Annotated in this window: 14 protein-coding genes; 9 read left to right on the top strand and 5 right to left on the bottom strand. The window is 41.7% G+C overall.

The window, feature by feature from the left end; all coding sequences use genetic code 11:
* Nucleotides 1-66: 66 nt before the first annotated feature.
* The 9 genes from pnp to QTN47_RS23220 all read left to right on the top strand — a co-directional run bounded on the left by pnp (nt 67) and on the right by QTN47_RS23220 (nt 11948).
* Nucleotides 67-2214 (top strand): polyribonucleotide nucleotidyltransferase, encoded by a 2148-nt coding sequence (gene pnp / locus QTN47_RS23260; RefSeq protein WP_369331838.1) that lies wholly within the window; start codon nt 67-69, stop codon nt 2212-2214.
* Between the two features lie 193 nt (nt 2215-2407).
* A complete protein-coding gene (gene prmA, locus QTN47_RS23255) occupies nt 2408-3226 on the top strand; it encodes a 50S ribosomal protein L11 methyltransferase (protein ID WP_369331837.1) in 819 nt (272 codons plus the stop codon).
* 75 nt (nt 3227-3301) lie between these two features.
* On the top strand, nt 3302-3955 hold the full coding sequence (gene plsY / locus QTN47_RS23250) for a glycerol-3-phosphate 1-O-acyltransferase PlsY (protein WP_369331836.1): 654 nt from the start codon (nt 3302-3304) through the stop codon (nt 3953-3955).
* A gap of 315 nt (nt 3956-4270) precedes the next feature.
* Complete coding sequence (locus QTN47_RS23245) at nt 4271-5086, top strand: M48 family metallopeptidase (protein ID WP_369331835.1); 816 nt, start codon at nt 4271-4273, stop codon at nt 5084-5086.
* 126 nt (nt 5087-5212) lie between these two features.
* Nucleotides 5213-5674: a hypothetical protein gene (locus QTN47_RS23240; RefSeq protein ID WP_369331834.1), complete on the top strand. Its 462-nt coding sequence runs from the start codon at nt 5213-5215 to the stop codon at nt 5672-5674.
* Nucleotides 5675-5685: 11 nt separating this feature from the next.
* Complete coding sequence (locus QTN47_RS23235; protein ID WP_369331833.1) at nt 5686-6204, top strand: class IV adenylate cyclase; 519 nt, start codon at nt 5686-5688, stop codon at nt 6202-6204.
* A gap of 642 nt (nt 6205-6846) precedes the next feature.
* Nucleotides 6847-9708: a DNA polymerase I gene (polA, locus tag QTN47_RS23230; RefSeq protein WP_369331832.1), complete on the top strand. Its 2862-nt coding sequence runs from the start codon at nt 6847-6849 to the stop codon at nt 9706-9708.
* A gap of 380 nt (nt 9709-10088) precedes the next feature.
* The gene (locus QTN47_RS23225) at nt 10089-10796 is read left to right on the top strand and encodes a peptidoglycan DD-metalloendopeptidase family protein (RefSeq protein WP_369331831.1); all 708 of its coding nucleotides are present in this window, start codon (nt 10089-10091) and stop codon (nt 10794-10796) included.
* Nucleotides 10797-11273: 477 nt separating this feature from the next.
* Complete coding sequence (locus QTN47_RS23220) at nt 11274-11948, top strand: OmpA family protein (RefSeq protein ID WP_369331830.1); 675 nt, start codon at nt 11274-11276, stop codon at nt 11946-11948.
* A 132-nt stretch (nt 11949-12080) separates the two neighbouring features.
* On the opposite strand, the gene QTN47_RS23215 is transcribed toward QTN47_RS23220, so the two are convergent.
* The 5 genes from QTN47_RS23215 to QTN47_RS23195 form a co-directional block, all read right to left on the bottom strand.
* On the bottom strand, nt 12081-12794 hold the full coding sequence (locus QTN47_RS23215) for a hypothetical protein (protein WP_369331829.1): 714 nt from the start codon (nt 12792-12794) through the stop codon (nt 12081-12083).
* Nucleotides 12795-12969: 175 nt separating this feature from the next.
* A complete protein-coding gene (locus QTN47_RS23210) occupies nt 12970-13263 on the bottom strand; it encodes a hypothetical protein (RefSeq protein WP_369331828.1) in 294 nt (97 codons plus the stop codon).
* A gap of 19 nt (nt 13264-13282) precedes the next feature.
* Complete coding sequence (locus QTN47_RS23205; protein WP_369331827.1) at nt 13283-13555, bottom strand: hypothetical protein; 273 nt, start codon at nt 13553-13555, stop codon at nt 13283-13285.
* 24 nt (nt 13556-13579) lie between these two features.
* Nucleotides 13580-14986 (bottom strand): radical SAM protein, encoded by a 1407-nt coding sequence (locus tag QTN47_RS23200; protein ID WP_369331826.1) that lies wholly within the window; start codon nt 14984-14986, stop codon nt 13580-13582.
* Nucleotides 14987-15086: 100 nt separating this feature from the next.
* On the bottom strand, nt 15087-17465 hold the full coding sequence (locus tag QTN47_RS23195) for an alpha-L-rhamnosidase-related protein (RefSeq protein ID WP_369331825.1): 2379 nt from the start codon (nt 17463-17465) through the stop codon (nt 15087-15089).
* Nucleotides 17466-17481 lie beyond the last annotated feature (16 nt).

The following is a 17481-nucleotide window of genomic DNA, read 5'->3' as shown; positions in this document are numbered from 1 at the left end:
GATTACGATTGTACCATACGTACTATCCCGCCTTGTACATCGCAGATCGTATTCAAAAAACTATTTATGTTATCTCAACCTATTCAATCAAGCTTTACACTCCCAGATGGTTCAGAGGTAATTATTGAAACCGGCAAACTGGCCCGCCAGGCAGATGGCTCAGTTACAGTTCGCCAGGGCAACAATATATTATTGGCCACCGTAGTAGCTAACAAGGAACCCAGAGAAGGACAGGATTTTTTCCCTTTAAGCGTTGACTACCAGGAAAAATTTGCTTCTGCGGGACGTATCCCCGGCTCATTTTTCAAACGTGAAGGCCGTTTAAGCGATTATGAAGTACTGATCAGCCGTCTGGTTGACCGTGCACTTCGTCCTTTATTCCCTGAAGATTACTACTGCGATGTTCAGGTTCTAATCACATTAATTTCCAGCGACGCAGAAATTCTTCCTGATGCATTGGCTTGTTTAGCTGCAAGTGCAGCATTGTCTGTTTCAGATATTCCCATTAAAGAAATTATTTCTGAAGTACGTATCGCAAGAATCAACGGCGAAATGATAGTTAACCCTACCCGTTCTCAGTTGGCAAAAGCTGATATGGACTTCATCATCGCCGCTACTGAAAAGAACCTGATGATGGTGGAAGGTGAAAGTAGCGAGTGCAGCGAAGAAGACCTGGTTAAAGCATTGGAAGTTGCTCACGATGCAATCCGCGTGCAGATCAAAGCTCAACAAGAATTAAGAAATAAAGTTGGTGTTACTACCAAACGTGATTATACTAAACCAGAACAGAACGAAGAATTGCGCGCTAAAGTAAATGCGTTCTGTACTGAAAAAATTAACCAGATTTCAAGAGGCGGTACTTCTAAACATGAAAGAAGCGATGCGTTCTCTGTATTGAAAGATGAATTAATTGCCAGCCTGGGTGAAGAAGCTGATGACAAGACAAAGAAACTGGCTAAAAAATATTACGAAGATCTTCAGTGGGAACTGGTGCGCGACATGATCCTTAATGATCGCACCCGTTTAGACGGACGCAAGCTGGATCAGGTTCGCCCGTTGGCTATGGAAGTAGATGTACTGCCTTCTCCACACGGTGCAGCGCTCTTTACAAGAGGTGAAACTCAATCTTTAACAACCGTAACATTGGGTACTCCACTGGACGAATTGTTAATTGAAAGCGCTGCTGTAAGTAATTACACAAAATTCATCCTTCACTATAACTTCCCTCCTTTCTCTACCGGTGAAGTAAAACCTGTAAGAGCTCCGGGACGTCGTGAAGTTGGTCATGGTAACCTGGCTATGCGTTCTTTGAAAAAAATGATGCCGGGCAATGAATACCCTTACACTGTTCGCGTGGTAAGTGATGTATTGGAAAGTAACGGTTCTTCTTCCATGGCAACAGTTTGTGCCGGTTCACTGGCATTGATGGACGCAGGTGTTCCTGTTCCTAAACATGTCAGTGGTGTTGCAATGGGATTGATCACAAGAAATTCTGATAACAAATACGCTATTCTTACTGATATCCTTGGTGATGAAGATCACCTGGGTGATATGGACTTCAAAGTAACAGGTACCCGCGATGGTATTTGTGGCGTGCAGATGGATATCAAAGTAGATGGTTTAAGCATGGATGTAATGCGTGAAGCATTGGAACAGGCTCGCAAAGGGCGTCTGCACATCCTTGAATCTATGTATGAAGCAATTCCTGCAGCACGCGATGAAGTGAAAGCTCACGCGCCACGTATGGAAAAACTGATCATTGATAAAGAATTTATCGGTGCAGTTATCGGACCAGGTGGTAAAGTGATCCAGGAAATTCAGAAAGAAACAGGTACTACCATCAACATTGAGGAAGTTGGTAACTTTGGTGAAGTAAGCATCTTCTCTACTAATAAAGAAAGTGTTGAAAAAGCACTGAAATGGGTGAAAGGTATTGTTGCAGTTCCCCAGGTTGGTGAAGTATACGAGGCTAAAGTAAAAAGCATTCAGCCTTATGGTGCGTTTGTAGAATTCCTTCCTAAAAAAGAAGGTCTGCTGCATATCAGCGAAGTTAGCTGGAAACGCCTTGAATCAATGGAAGGTGTATTGAGCGAAGGTGATATGGTTAAGGTAAAATTGATTGGCCTTGATCCTAAGACCGGTAAATTCAAACTTAGCAGAAAAGTATTGATGCCAAAACCTGAGGCTAAGCCAAGAGAAGAAAGCAACAATTAGAATGTTATAAGTTGAACGTTGTGCGTTATACGTTTCAGGCGATGCCGGATATCATATGACTTACACGATCAGCTTATTCAAATAAAACTCAACAAACAGGCTAACAAAAATGTTAGCCTGTTTCGTTAATAAAAACGGCCATCATCATATACAATTCGATTGTATCAACCCATCACGTATAACACACTATACTATGAACTACATTCAGGTAACCATTCAACCGGTAACGGAAGAGCAAAAGGAAATATTGGTCGCATTATTAAGCAATGAAGGCTATGAAGGATTTGTGGAAGAAGAAACCAGTATGAAAGCTTTTATTTCCCGTGATCTTTTTTCAGAGGAAGCGCTGGCCGATGTACTTGCTGTTTACCAGCTCTCCTACATATCTGAAACAATTGAAAAGCAAAACTGGAACAAGGTGTGGGAATCGAATTTTGATCCGGTTGTTGTAAACGATTTTGTTGCGATACGTGCGGATTTTCATGAGCCGATCAAAGATGTTCAGCACGAAATTCTGATCACTCCGAAGATGAGCTTCGGCACAGGCCATCATGCAACAACTTTTATGATGATTGAGGAAATGGGCAAACTCGATATTGATCAAAAAACTGTATTTGATTTTGGTACAGGCACCGGCATTCTTGCAATACTTGCGGACAAACTGGGTGCGGCATCTGTATACGCCATAGATAATGACGAATGGAGCATTGAGAATGCAACTGAAAATGTAGAAAAAAACAACTGCGGTAACGTTACACTGCAACTGGCAGATACAGCAGTTACAGGCAAACAGTATGACGTGATCCTGGCTAATATTAACAAAAATATTATTCTATCCAACCTCGATGCGCTGATAACTCAGCTCAGCACTTCAGGTCATCTTCTGTTGAGCGGTTTACTTGTTGAGGATGAAAGCGAAATATCAGACGCATTAAAAAAATACGATATAACGCATCTCACCACTAATTCAAAAAAACAATGGATTTGTATGGTTTTTAAGGCTAAATCCTGATAAATACCGATGCTGAAATTCGGTTTTAAGGACCGATACACCTATATTTGTTATCCAACTTTAACCAATGTACCAATGAAGGAACTTCTACTTATTGTGTTAGCATACCTGATTGGATCTATTCCTACCTCTGTTTGGGTAAGTCAAAGATTCTTTGGGATCGACATAAGAGACTACGGAAGCGGCAATGCAGGCGCTACCAATACCTACCGTGTGTTGGGCAGCAAATGGGGCACTTTCGTAATGGTAATAGATATGCTGAAAGGTGTAGCAGCCACTTCATTGTATATTTTCCTTCCATTTTATATGCACAGCGAATGGGACCGTACCAACCTGATGATCGGTCTTGGGCTTGCTGCAGTACTTGGTCATATTTTTCCTATCTGGGCTAATTTTAAAGGAGGAAAGGGTGTAGCCACTTTGTTCGGCATGATCGTGGCGATGCAACCATTGGTAGCTGTATGCTGTGTGGGTGTTTTCCTGTTGGTTTTATACCTGACAAGATTTGTTTCTCTTAGTTCCATACTTTCCAGCATCGCATTTGCGATATTCATTCTTTTTATATTCAACGATGACGTGACACTTTACAGAATATTTTCTGTTCTCGTTGCACTAATGGTGATTCTTACCCATCAAAAAAATATCAACCGGCTTATCAACGGCACCGAAAGCAAAGTTCCCATTCTCAAGTACAGGGACAGGAGGCGACAGAGGAGAAGAGGGGAGTAATTTAGATGTTAGATGTACGGTGTACGATGTGTGGATGTTATGACAGACTTTAGAAGATTTTTTCTACATAATTGAATTGAAGGACGGCTTTACGCCGTCTTTTTTTATTTGCATTTTGTAAAAAAACTTTGCAAGACCTAGCCGCATTAACCAATACCTGATACCTCACACCTGATACCTGATACCTTATACCTCACACACCTTAAGCCTAACCCAACATCGTACATCTAACATCATACATCTAACATCGAAATCCTACCTTTGCAGCCCTTTGGTATAGATATTGAATTATACTCCTTAAAACATTAAATTCTTATGAACAGGAAAATGTTATTTATTCCGTGTATTGCAGCAATGATTATTGCAGGTTGCAGCAGGAATGCAATTACCGGAAGAAACCAGTTGTCTTTAGTGTCAGAAGAGCAAATGCAGGCAACAGCAGTAACCCAATACAAGCAATTCCTCGCTACAAGCAAAGTAGTTCCCGCAACAACAAGTAAGGACGCAGAAATGGTAAGGCGCGTAGGTACAAGAATTGCCAATGCCATTACACAGTATTATACACAAAAAGGTCAGGGCGATGTATTAAAGGGCTATCAATGGGAGTTTAATCTCGTTGACAGCAAGGAAGTAAACGCATGGTGTATGCCCGGCGGAAAAGTAGTGGTATATACAGGTATTTTACCCATCACACAAAATGAGGCCGCGTTAGCAATTGTGCTTGGTCATGAAATTACTCACGCAGTCGCAGGACACGGGAGAGAACGAATGAGCGAGCAATTATTGGCGGCAGGAATACAGGAAGTAGGATCGGCAGCTTTTTCCATGAGCAATAATCCGCAGGCAGTCAATATTTTTAACCAGGTTTATGCGCCTACAGCGCAAGTAGGTGTTTTGCTTCCTAATTCAAGAAAGCAGGAAACAGAGGCTGACCACTATGGTTTGATATTCGCCGCGATGGCCGGCTATAATCCGAAAGAAGCTATTCCTTTCTGGACAAGAATGGCGAATCTTGGTGGTGAAAAACCTCCGGTATTTTTGAGCGATCACCCCAGCGATCAGGACAGAATTCAAAAGTTGGAGCAATTAATGCCTGAAGCTTTACAGTACTATAAGCCTGTAACTAAATAAAAAAACGCTAAAACTTAAGCAGACAGCCCACTTTTTCGAAAAAAGGTGGGCTTTTTTTAGTATCTACCAGCAGGATTTTTTACCTTTGCACTCCGATTCTTTAAAAACCTCAATTATTTTTTAAGGATGTCTACACAGCAAAGTTTGTTTGAAAAGTTGCAGATTCAGGATGAGAAGAATATCCTTATTCAAGGTCTTCCATCATCCATTGAAAAGCAATTTGTTAAGTTATCGTACTCAAAGAATGTTACGCCGTTATTAAAAAGTAAAAAAATTGATTTCGCACTGGTTTTTGCCGTCAATCAGAACCAGATGTGTACAATTCTAAAAGAAGTGTTTCCGGCGCTACATAGTGAAAGCAAGTTATGGGTGGCTTATCCTAAAGCTGCCAGCAAAATCGCCAGCGATCTTAACAGGGACTGCAGTTGGCAGATCTTGAGTGATAACAGCTATGAGGCTGCCATTCAGGTAACACTGGACCATGTTTGGACAGCAATGCGATTTCAGAAACTGGATGTGATTGAAGAGGTTGTTCCTGCCCCTGCAAAAACAAAATCAACCAAAAAATCCAAAATGGAAATGGCTTAACATCAATTTCCATGAAACATATTAATGTTGAAATAAAAGCAAGATGCTTCCATCCCGAAAAGGTGGAAGCATTTTTGTTGCAACACAATGCAGTTTTCAAAGGTACTGATCATCAAAAAGACACCTATTTTAATGTTCCGAACGGCCGCCTTAAACTGCGGCAGGGCAACATTGAAAACAGCCTTATTTTCTATCAGCGGAACGACCAGGCCGGTCCCAAGCAGTCCGATTTTGACCTGGTAAAAATTGCACAAGGTCCCGAACTGGAACTACTGCTTCAAAATGCACTTGGCGTAAAAGTCATCGTTGAGAAAAAAAGAAAGATCTTTTTTCTTGACAACGTAAAAATCCATCTTGACGAGCTTGAAACCCTCGGCAGCTTTGTTGAAATTGAAGCCGGCAACATCACCGCCCCCAACAAAACTGTAGAGGAACTTCATCAACAATGCCAACAGTTAATGGAAGCCTTCGGAATAAAAGAAGAAGACCTTATTCAAAACAGCTACAGCGACATGGTGGGAAGAGAGTAAGACCGTAAGACACGTAAGACAGTAAGATCGTAAGACCCGTAAGACATGTAAGACGCGTAAAACATATAAAACGTGTAAGAAGGAAAAACCACAAGATGCGTAATATCTTAAGACGTATAAGAAATAAAAAATCAATCTGCATCTAAATCCTGCCAATCCTTAAATCCCATCAATCCCGGTCAAGACAATCCATTGCAAGATGCGCAACAATCAAATCAAAATCATCATCCTTCATTCCCAATCAATAATCCCGTCAATCCCTAAATCCAACAAATCCAGGTCAAGACAATCCATAGCAAGATCGACTACATTCAAATCGAAATTATCCTCCATCTTTCCCAATCAATAATCCCGTCAATTCCTAAATCCAACAAATCCCGGTCAAGACAATCCATAGCAAGATCGAGTACATTCAAATCGAAATTATCCTCCATCTTTCCCAATCAATAATCCCGTCAATTCCTAAATCCAACAAATCCAGGTCAAGACAATCCATCGCAAGATGCACTCACATAACTTTTACACATCTTACGGTCTTACAATCTTACGATCTTACTGTCTTACGTGTCTTACGTGTCTTACATGTCTTCCCCGTCTTACGATCTTACTGTCTTTTCCGGTCCAAATCATTAACTTAGCCGCATGGCAAAAAAACTCTTCCTGCTAGATGCACTGGCACTGATATATCGTGCGTATTATGCGTTGATCCGCAATCCGCGTATTACATCTAAAGGTCGCAATACCAACGCTCAGTTCGGTTTTACCAATACATTATACGACCTGATCAATAAAGAAAAACCTACGCACCTCGCTGTATGTTTTGACACACACGCACCAACTGAAAGACACACAGAGTTTGTTGAATATAAGGCCAACCGGCAGGAAGCGCCCGAGGATCTGCTTGATTCATTAGACGATATCAAAAAGATCATCAAAGGTTTCAATATTCCTGTTGTAGAAGTTGATGGATATGAAGCTGATGATGTTATCGGAACACTTGCCTGGCAGGCTGCAGACCAGGGTTATGAAGTATACATGGTTACGCCTGATAAAGACTATGGCCAACTCTTGATCCACAAGAATGTATTTATCTATAAACCCGGTTACCAGGGCGGTGATGTTGAAATATTGGATGCGCAAAAAGTGTGTGACAAATGGAGCATAGAACGCGTTGAGCAGGTAGTGGATATCCTTGGCCTGATGGGTGATGCCGTAGATAATATTCCGGGCATTCCTGGTGTTGGAGAAAAAACTGCTGCCAAGTTGTTGAAAGAGTACAGCACACTTGAAAACGTTATTGCCAATGCTGACAACATAAAAGGCGCCCTGGGAGAAAAGGTTCGCAATGGAAAAGAATCTGCGCTATTGAGCAAGAAACTGGCGACAATCATTACCGATGCACCCGTACAGTTCCATGAAGAAGATTATAAGATCAAAGAATGGAATAAGGTAGACCTGATTGAAGTATTTACGGAGCTTGAATTCAAAACGCTTGGCAAACGCATTCTTGGTGATGAATTCAATGTGTTTCAATCTACCACGGTTGCTGTTCAGACCGAAATGTTTGCAGCTACAACCGAACCAAAAGAAAACGGTCAAAAGGACTTATTTGGAAATGATGTACCTGCTAAAACTCCCGCAAAAGCTGCAGTGGCAGAACCGGTAGAGAGCGGTTTTAATGCGGATAAAAACATTAACAATACGCCTCACGAATATATACTCGTCGACACAGATGAAAAAGCAAAGGATCTTGTACAAAAACTTTTGAAAGAAAAAGAGATTTGCTTTGACACTGAAACAACGAACATCGACGCTAACGACGCTGAACTTGTTGGCATGAGCTTCTCCTACAAACCATTTGAAGCGTATTATGTACCTGCACCTGCTGATCAGGAAAAGACAAAACAGTTATTAGAGATCTTCAAACCATTGTTTGATAGTACCGAAACAACATGGATCGGACAGAATTTAAAGTATGATCTGCTGGTACTGAAATGGTATGGTATTGAGCTGGCCGGAAACATTTACGACACTATGCTCGCGCACTATGTTATTGAGCCGGAAGGCAGACGCAGTATGGACTTGCTGAGTGCACAATACCTGAATTATGAACCTGTGCACATTGAAGAATTGATAGGCAAGAAAGGAAAGGCGCAAGGGAATATGCGCGATGTGGAAGTAGAAAAAATTAAAGACTACGCTGCGGAAGATGCGGATATTACTTTACAACTGAAATATGCGTTGCAGCCGGGACTGAAAGCTAAAGAAGTAGAAAAGGTTTTTTATGAAGTAGAAAATCCGCTGGTGAAAGTACTGACCGATATGGAATTTGAAGGCGTACGTATTGATGAAGGCTTCTTAAAAGAATATTCAAGAATATTGGAAAGTGATGCTTCTGATGCTGAACAGAATGTGTATGCAGGCGCGGGTGTTAAATTCAACCTGGCCTCTCCTAAACAATTAGGAGAAGTATTGTTTGAAAAACTAAAACTTGATCCTAAGGCCAAGAAAACCAAAACCGGCCAATATGCCACAGGCGAGGATGTTTTATTGAAATTGGCTCAAACCAACCCAATCGTCGATGATATCCTAACCTTCCGCGAATTGACGAAGCTGAAGTCCACTTATGTAGATGCACTGCCGCTAATGATCAATCGCAAAACAGGTCGTGTGCATACATCTTACGCACAGGCGGTGGCGGTTACAGGCAGATTGAGCAGCAATAATCCTAACCTTCAAAACATTCCGATCAGGACAGAAAGAGGCAAGGAAATAAGAAAAGCATTCATACCCAGAAACAGTGATCATGTATTGATCAGCGCCGACTATTCGCAAATAGAACTACGCATCGTTGCAGCGATAAGTGGCGATCCCAATATGTGCGAAGCATTTAAACAAGGGATAGATATTCACACCGCTACAGCAGCGAAAGTTTATGGCGTTGAACCGGGTGAAGTAACAAAAGAACAACGTTACAAAGCAAAAAGCGTAAACTTCGGTATCATATACGGACAAGGTGCTTTTGGACTGGCTGACAACCTGGGCATCAGCAGAACCGAAGCCAAAGAAATTATCGACAATTACAAAAAGGAATTCATCGGCATCACCAAATACATGGATAACACCACAAACTTTGCGCGTGAACATGGTTATGTGCAAACGCTGATGGGACGTAAACGCTGGCTAAGGGATATCAATTCATCCAACTTTACTGTGCGCGGCTTTGCTGAGCGAAATGCGATCAACTCTCCCATCCAGGGTACGGCAGCAGATATGATCAAGCTTGCTATGATCAAAATTCACGAAGCCATCAAGAAAGAAAAACTGCAAAGCAGGATGATCTTACAGGTGCATGATGAATTGGTATTTGATGTAGTCAAGAGCGAACTGGACATCATTCAGCCGTTGATATTGGAGAACATGAAAATTGCACTACCTCTGCCGAATGATGTGCCGGTTGAGGCCGAGGTAGGCGTTGGAGACAGCTGGCTGGCAGCGCATTAGTCAGTTGACAATGGATAATTGAAAATTGAAAATGAGGCGCGTCAATGTGCGGATATGAGAATGTGCGGATGTGCGAATGAATGTGAGGATGTGTGAATATCCAAATGTGCGACTGAATTGATAATTGAAAAGGGACAATTGAAAATGAAGGCGCGCTGGTAAATTTGCGGATATGCTAATTGTCCGAATGCTCGGCTGTGAGAATGTGCGAATGCATATACAGGATCGGTCATGATGATTGTTGTTTTAAGAGTGTTTGAAAAAAACAACCTGATGCACCTGACGTACTTCGTACTTCGTAATTCGTACTTGAAAAGATAATTACGTTGATTAAAACTGAACAACAGCTGATAGCTTATAGCTGACAGCTCATAGCTTTTATGATTTCCGGATTATTAAAAAGATATCGCAATACCTTTCACAAGGTTGTACCCTTTGACCCGTCGAAGGACAAGTTGCTGCAGATGGGTCTGACGGCAAATAACCGCCAGCTTACAACGGAAGTGATGCAGGATATAAACCACTTCTGTAGTTATGTAAACGAACTCTTATCCGAAAGCAATGCCTTGTACGGCATTGGTGGATACAAAGAGAACAGAACTGTGTACAACCAGTTTAACCTGTTTGAAAAGAATAAAAATGAACCTGCGATGCTGGTTGAAGAATCACGCACACTTCATTTGGGAATTGACATATGGGGTAAAGCCGGTACGCCAGTTTTCGCTCCGATGGGAGGAAGCATTCACAGCTTTGCCAACAACAACAATAAAGGAGATTACGGCGCAACCATAATCTTACAGCATCAACTTGATGGTGTTGTATTTCATACTTTGTACGGACATCTTTCTTTACTTGATTTAGCAGGTTTGCAAAAAGGCAGGTATATAACTCACGGTGAACAGATCGCCCGTTTCGGTAATGTGCATGAAAATGGATGCTGGCCACCACATCTTCATTTCCAGGTGATTGTTGATATGGAACTACAGCAAGGCGATTATCCGGGTGTTTGTCGTCTTAGTGAAGCAGACAAGTATCTTGGTAATTGTCCGGATCCGGATCTTGTGTTGAATATGATGAGGTTTTTATAGTGAAGGGTGAATGGTCAATAGTGAAAGGTGCGGCTTACAACTCATTTCATTTACAATGAGCAGTTTTGTATGGTGAAAAGTGAATGGTCAATAGTGAAAGGTGGAGCTTGCACACTTTTTATTTGCAATGATCAATTTTGATTGGTGAAAAGTGAATGGTCAATAGTGAAAAGTGAATAGTCAATAGTGAAAGATGAAACTTGCAATGCATTTCATTTAAATTGATTCAATTTTTAGCAGCCTAAAATTATCTAACGAAAAGTTCTTATACTTTCAGATGTTTGTGACTACGTAAGAGGATGCACCATTCACTATTGACCATTCACTATTCACTAGCAGCCTAAAATTATCCAACTAAAAGTTTTTCTATTTTCAGATGTTTGCGACTACGTAAAAGGATGCACCTTTCACCATTGACTATTCACTATTGACTATTTTTATTATTTTGTGCGCTCAAATAACTAAAAACAGATACCTATGTCACATCATGAATTTGATTCAACTGACACAAAAAAATTTACGCTGACTGCTTTTTTAAGCTTTGTCACTGTATTTTTCTTCCTGATGATAATGATGAATTGCAGCGGAAGTTTTAAACCAGGCGGTGCAGAGCATGAAGCAACAAAGGCGCATGACACTGAAAATGCGGGACATGCTACTCCAGCTCCGGCCCCTGCTGAACACAAAGCTGAAAGCATTAAGGTTAAATTGCCTGACGGAACTGAATTAAATGCATATAAAGGTGGTATAGAAGATAAACTGGTGGCTTTTTTAAATGATAGCACCGCTAAAGTAAGCAAAGACACATGGTTTGATTTCGACAACCTGAACTTCAAATCTGCAAGCGCAGAAATCACTCCGGAAAGTCATGCACAGATCCAAAATATTGCTGCTATTTTGAAAGCTTATCCTAAGGTTAAGATCAAAATAGGTGGTTATACAGACAAAACAGGTGACGACGCTGCTAATCAAAAATTATCACAAGACCGCGCTAATGCAGTAGTTGAAGCATTAAAAGGACATTCAGTAAACACTGCACAATTGACTGGTGCCGAAGGTTATGGCTCACAGCTCGCGAAAGCTGCAGCCAATGCTCCTGACGAAGAGAAGCAAAAAGACAGACGCATTTCTGTAAGTGTAAGAGAAAAATAATCGAACTAATAATACGAGAAAGCAAACCCGCAGTTTAAAACATACTGCGGGTTTTTCTTTGGGACAGGCATACAATGCACTTCATAAAAATTGATACAGTTTTATGCCATTCCCGCACGCTAATAAAAAGACCTATTTAGAACTAAGATCTGCCCGAAGGATTACATACTCATCCCAACGACTTTGCACTGCATCGGCAAAATCTGTCAGGAACTTATCAAATGAGCCGTCGCCGTTGGCTGCATTAAACCTCTCCGGTAAGGGCTTTCTGTAACCATCTGCCATTTCTTTTAGCCCGTCTTTTAGCCTGTATGCAATGGTAAAACCAGGTTCTCCGGAAAGCATCATCTGGTATACCCCAACACTTTGATTATCCTTATCCCACATTGTCTTCATTGTCTTAATCATATCGGTAACCTTGGTAACCTTACCGGGTTTTGCGGTAATGTGCGTAAGGTAGATTTTTGTAGCACTGTCCTGGGGACTGCCAGAACTTAATTCAGGCTTATAAACACCAAATGCTGCGAAGGTACGGTCGGATGTTAACGGTGCGATGTTTTTCATCCAGTCTTCGGTATGTTCCTTACTTAGATCTTTGCGGCCATCAATATCATCCCAGGTATTTGGGCCTTCAATCAGGTCATAAGCTCCGGCATATTGACCCGTTTGCACTTCAAATACATGCATCTTCCAGTTACCTGTATGGTATTTCTGGATGTGATTAGATACGGCTTTTTCAAATTCCATGATCTTATCCGCCTTAGGAGTAATCCTGTCAACAGAGATAACATTTTTTTGAGCACAGACGAAGGCAGGGGCAAGCAATAAAATAAATAACTTTTTCATAGAGAACTTGTTTATGAAGGTGAGGTAAAAAAGGACTATTTACGGGGGTTAGTAAAAGGTAATAATTATTTACCTCCTTTGCAAGCATTTTGAGAAATAACCTTCAACATTTGTTGTCTGCAATAAAATAGTAAACGAAGGACAAGGCGATACCAAAAGCCGGTCAGAATGGAAGTCAGATTCCTAAACAGTATTCAACAAGTGTCTCCCATTCATTATCCAGACTTACTGCGGGACGGGTTCTCCCAGCCTTACCATACCAGTAGTCTGCATTCCAGATATCACCTTCTTTCCTGTGCAGATAAGCATGTATCCAGGATGCAGTTTTATCCGGCACATCTTGTATTACCTCATGCGACCTATCCCAATTCCCCTTGCCATCATACCACAAAGATTCCAGATACACATTCAAGCCCGCGGGAGGCTGATTAAATGAAAGCGATTGTTTAAAATCTTCTGTGTTGGTCATAAGTTAGTCTTTATTAATTTCAGAAACTACTTCCGCAAGATATACCACTCAGCACAAAAAGCACGGCACTGCTTATAAAAAAGCCAACGCGCCAGTCTCTTTCTTTAATGAAAATAAAGACAAGCCCCAGAAATAAATTAATCAGGCCGGAGAGCAGGCAGGTAAGACCGAAAATTATCCCAAAGCCATCGCGAGGTCCACTCTTTTGTGAAAGGATGTAGAGAAAAGAAAAGATTATGGCTACTACAATATTTGCCAAAAGTACTTTGTAGGGAAATTGCAATGGTTTCATATCATTGGTTTGAGGCTACTGATGCTATTGAGGAACCGCATGTATCTGGTCCCGCAGCTCTTTCACATATTCTTGTTTTTCATCCCTGTAAAACAAGTTCATTGTCTCAAAAGGAATGATCCGTCCATCTTTATGCACTATATGCACACAGCTTTTCTTAATTGCACGCACATCAAAATCGTATGCATCAATAAAGCGCATGATGATGATGCGAAAAAGGTTGTCGTAGTTCAACCCCGGCGCATGTATTTGAGGAAGACAGCACAACAACTCTTTAAAATCATCTCCAACACGATCAACAGAAATACCGGTACTGAATATTTTCAGCATATGCTGATGAAGCTGCTCATCCTGTTCATAAACGATTGTGTTCCGGCTATTATTTAAAAGATGTGCAGGATCAACATAGCGCGTCATAGGAAAAACTTGTCCGCCCAACTTCAGCGCATAGCCCATTACAAGAGCATCCGGGTTACAGGGAACAGGAATAAGATCATTGGGTTGAAAGATCTTTGTTTGCTCCAGAATTTTGGTGCGAACATCGGTGAGTGTTATTCTATCCGTTGCAGGATTAAAGCCGTCCAGCCTTCCGGCAATTTGGGTTGGCTGAAAAGTAACACCCCGCACGCAACGTTGCTGTAAGGCAAACTCGATAATTTGTCCCATTTCATCATCATTCAGTCCTTTCTGCAACGTGACAACAAGCGTGGTTGACAAATCGAACTCATTCAGATTTTCCAATGCCTTTAACCGCACAGCTGAAAGATCTTTACCCCGGAGATGTTTTAATGCCTGGGGCTTAAAAGAATCAAACTGCAGATAAATTTCAAAATCCGGCATGTAGGTTGCTAACCGCTCAACAAACTTCTTGTCCTTCGCAATTCGCATGCCGTTGGTATTGACCATCAAATGGCGGATTGGCTTTTGTTTGGCTATATCCAGAATGGTAAAAAAGTCGGGATGAAGCGTAGGTTCTCCTCCGCTTATCTGTACCACATCGGGCTCACCTTCATTCGCCACAACCTTGTCCAGCATTCTTTCTACTTCTTCCACCGTTCTATGATGGCCGTAATGTGGCGAGCTCATGGCATAACAGGTTGGGCAAGTAAGATTACACCTGTCGGTAATTTCAACTACAGTTAAACAACTATGTTGTTCATGATCGGTACACAAACCGCAATCATACGGACAGCCATAATGCACGGACGTATTAAACCGAAGTGGCATATCTGAAGGCTTGTTATAATTGCGGATGTTTTTGTAATATTCAATATCTGTTGCAATAAGCACTTTCGACGATCCATGTTCATTACATTTCTTCAGCATAAAGACCTGGCTATCCTCAAATACAATTTTAGCATCTACTCTTTTAAGACATACCGGACACAAGCTTATTGTAAAATCATAGTAAGTGTGAGGGCGAACAGGCATAGTTGTAGGTTATGAACGGTGAAAAACGAAGGTACTAAGGATGCTGATTCAAACAAATGATAAAACAACAGATCCCGGCCAATTTCCACGCAGATCCAGTCTAAAAAACTACGACATTGTTGTTTTTATCCAGCAGGATCATCCCGTCTTTTGCCTGTTGCTCAACTCCGTTCACTGTGGCGGCGCGCACGCCGGCCGGCAATGCTACATTGATCGTCCATCCTTCCTTGTTTATCTTGATCATATAAGTAGTTTGATCCTTATTCCTGCTATAGTCAAAAGAAAGCCTGGCATCTCCGATAATAACATCGCCAATGCTTGCTTTATTCCATTTAGATGGCATGAGTGGCCTGATGGCAATCTGTTTGTTGTACGCATCAGGGTCAATTCCAAAAAAGTACTGAATTAACGGGATATTGATTCCCGTTGTATTCCACGCCTGAACAAACATGCCATAATCAGGAGACACTTCGTAAGTAGTTCCGGGCGTCGCATAACCGAAGGTATTCAGGATCTTATGGATATAAGCCAGGGCAGTATCTGCCAAACCATATTTGCAAGCGGCAATGGCGGCCGTCGAAGTCGCTATTGTCATAACAGCCCTGTTGTAGGTAAAAGTACTGTCGTGTGCAAAAGAACCTTCGTCTGTTGAAATATCATCCGGCCGTTCGATGCCGGCTATGTATAAACCAAATTTATTGGTAAAGAAGCTCAGTTTCTTAAACATTTCCCTCGCTCTCGCGGTGTCAACTATACCGGTTTCGGCAGGCAAAATTCCGGGTGTGTTGTAATAAACTGCGTAACCCTTATCGCGGTAGCTTCCGTCGGCAATTTGTCTCCGCAGGTCACTCAGTTTTTTTCTTGCCCATTCGTTCCTGCCTGTATGAACACGTTTACTCAGGGCGGTATCGATTATTGTAAGCGCTTTTCCTCGTGAAGTAATAAAATCGGCATAACGGCCTTCCTCCGGCAGCCACCACTCCGTATTGATCTTTGATTTTAAATAATCCGCCTTTTGCGCGTAAATCTGCGCACTTGCTTCATCACTCAATTGCCTTGCCATAGCCGACATACAGGCGAGAAATTTCTGGGTGTGCACCTGCACATCCAGCATTTCCTCATTTAAGCCTTCAATTTCAACCCCGCCATATCCTTCTATATAACCATTCTTGTTTGTATCGTGTTGCTGTAACCAATCCCAGGTCTTTTTACCATAAGCATAGTTTTCTTTTAGAAAATCCAGATCGCCTGTCCACTTAAAAATATGCCATGCGGCAATGATATGCAGCTGTGATTCCTCCATCCGGCCTTTATCATAAACGGCGCCGTTGGTAGATGCTTCATGCATAATTCTTCCATTGCCATTATTCGTTTTATCTGAAAGTTGTTTCAGCATTTTCCACGAGCTGTAGAATAACGAAGGTTGCATTGTGCCCGTAAGTCCGCGAAAAGTATAAGCCTGATCATTGCTAAAGAACCAGGGATAATCCGGCAAACCTGCACTCATTGCCCTGCCCATTCCCGGGACATCGCGCACCAGCCAATCGGAATTATATTTTCCCCATTCATAAGCCTGTTGTAGCAAGGTGTCAGGAATAGAGACATGCGCCTGTCTCGCAATCACCTCATAACGCATGGCTTTTTGAAAAAACATTCGGGCAAGATCGTTTCTTACAATAGAGATCATTCCTCCCGCCTCTCGTGCATTATTTATTGAACCGGAAATAAAGTACCGGACGTAGGCTGTTCTGTTTTTTCGCACACGTAAATCCGAAGCAAATGCGGCATTTAAAGTATTACCTGCTCCTTCCTGCTTTTGCAGATTAGTTTTTGCACCTTCTACAGCTATACCTGCAAACCAGGTGTTGTTGTGATCTTTTATAAAGTACATTCCTTTATTATCGTCGGCAGATGCTAACTCATCCTTCCCGTCAATCATTCCGGCACGATCCCCCAACCATGTAGGCAACAGATTAATTGTTGCATTAAACAAGAGATTGAACGCCGCGTCTTCTTGTCCATTGTTGTGAATAGCATATTCAACAACTAAAACCGGCGTGGCGTCGGGAACAAACTGTGTTCTTGTTATGCTTAAACCTTCGTCAGGCAGCTCGTAAGAAAAAGATGTAGTGAAGGGATATGTTTTAAAATGGTCTGCTTTTTCCAGTTTATGAAAATCTGCAGAACCGGCTTTGCGGATAGCCAACCCAAAGCCATTTAATAGCTTTATAGGATGTTGCCAGATCCCACCCATTTCTCCTGGAATATGGAAACCCACTGAAGGAAAATTTCCCTGTTGATTGCCGATTGCATACAACCTGTCGCCGGCTGTTACATACAAATAATCCTGGTTACTGGCTTTACCATCAAGTGAAGGTTGCTTTTTACTTGCTTCAGTAATAGAAAAACCTTCCGTTTGCGCAGTTGCCGCAGAAAAAGCAAATAGCAGCAGAACGAAGAAACAATGTTTTAGTTGCATTATATGGCAGTTATTG

The organism is Danxiaibacter flavus (assembly GCF_041060425.1).
GTDB lineage: Bacteria > Bacteroidota > Bacteroidia > Chitinophagales > Chitinophagaceae > Danxiaibacter > Danxiaibacter flavus.
This window is presented reverse-complemented; position numbering and strand designations above follow the sequence as displayed.

Coding starts and splice junctions, on each gene's coding strand:
- QTN47_RS23210 (WP_369331828.1), bottom strand. CDS start 13,263: ATGACCAACACAGAAGATTTTAAACAATCGCTTTCATTTAATCAGCCT.
- QTN47_RS23215 (WP_369331829.1), bottom strand. CDS start 12,794: ATGAAAAAGTTATTTATTTTATTGCTTGCCCCTGCCTTCGTCTGTGCT.
- QTN47_RS23220 (WP_369331830.1), top strand. CDS start 11,274: ATGTCACATCATGAATTTGATTCAACTGACACAAAAAAATTTACGCTG.
- QTN47_RS23225 (WP_369331831.1), top strand. CDS start 10,089: ATGATTTCCGGATTATTAAAAAGATATCGCAATACCTTTCACAAGGTT.
- QTN47_RS23200 (WP_369331826.1), bottom strand. CDS start 14,986: ATGCCTGTTCGCCCTCACACTTACTATGATTTTACAATAAGCTTGTGT.
- QTN47_RS23205 (WP_369331827.1), bottom strand. CDS start 13,555: ATGAAACCATTGCAATTTCCCTACAAAGTACTTTTGGCAAATATTGTA.
- QTN47_RS23240 (WP_369331834.1), top strand. CDS start 5,213: ATGTCTACACAGCAAAGTTTGTTTGAAAAGTTGCAGATTCAGGATGAG.
- QTN47_RS23235 (WP_369331833.1), top strand. CDS start 5,686: ATGAAACATATTAATGTTGAAATAAAAGCAAGATGCTTCCATCCCGAA.
- polA (WP_369331832.1), top strand. CDS start 6,847: ATGGCAAAAAAACTCTTCCTGCTAGATGCACTGGCACTGATATATCGT.
- QTN47_RS23245 (WP_369331835.1), top strand. CDS start 4,271: ATGAACAGGAAAATGTTATTTATTCCGTGTATTGCAGCAATGATTATT.
- plsY (WP_369331836.1), top strand. CDS start 3,302: ATGAAGGAACTTCTACTTATTGTGTTAGCATACCTGATTGGATCTATT.
- pnp (WP_369331838.1), top strand. CDS start 67: ATGTTATCTCAACCTATTCAATCAAGCTTTACACTCCCAGATGGTTCA.
- prmA (WP_369331837.1), top strand. CDS start 2,408: ATGAACTACATTCAGGTAACCATTCAACCGGTAACGGAAGAGCAAAAG.
- QTN47_RS23195 (WP_369331825.1), bottom strand. CDS start 17,465: ATGCAACTAAAACATTGTTTCTTCGTTCTGCTGCTATTTGCTTTTTCT.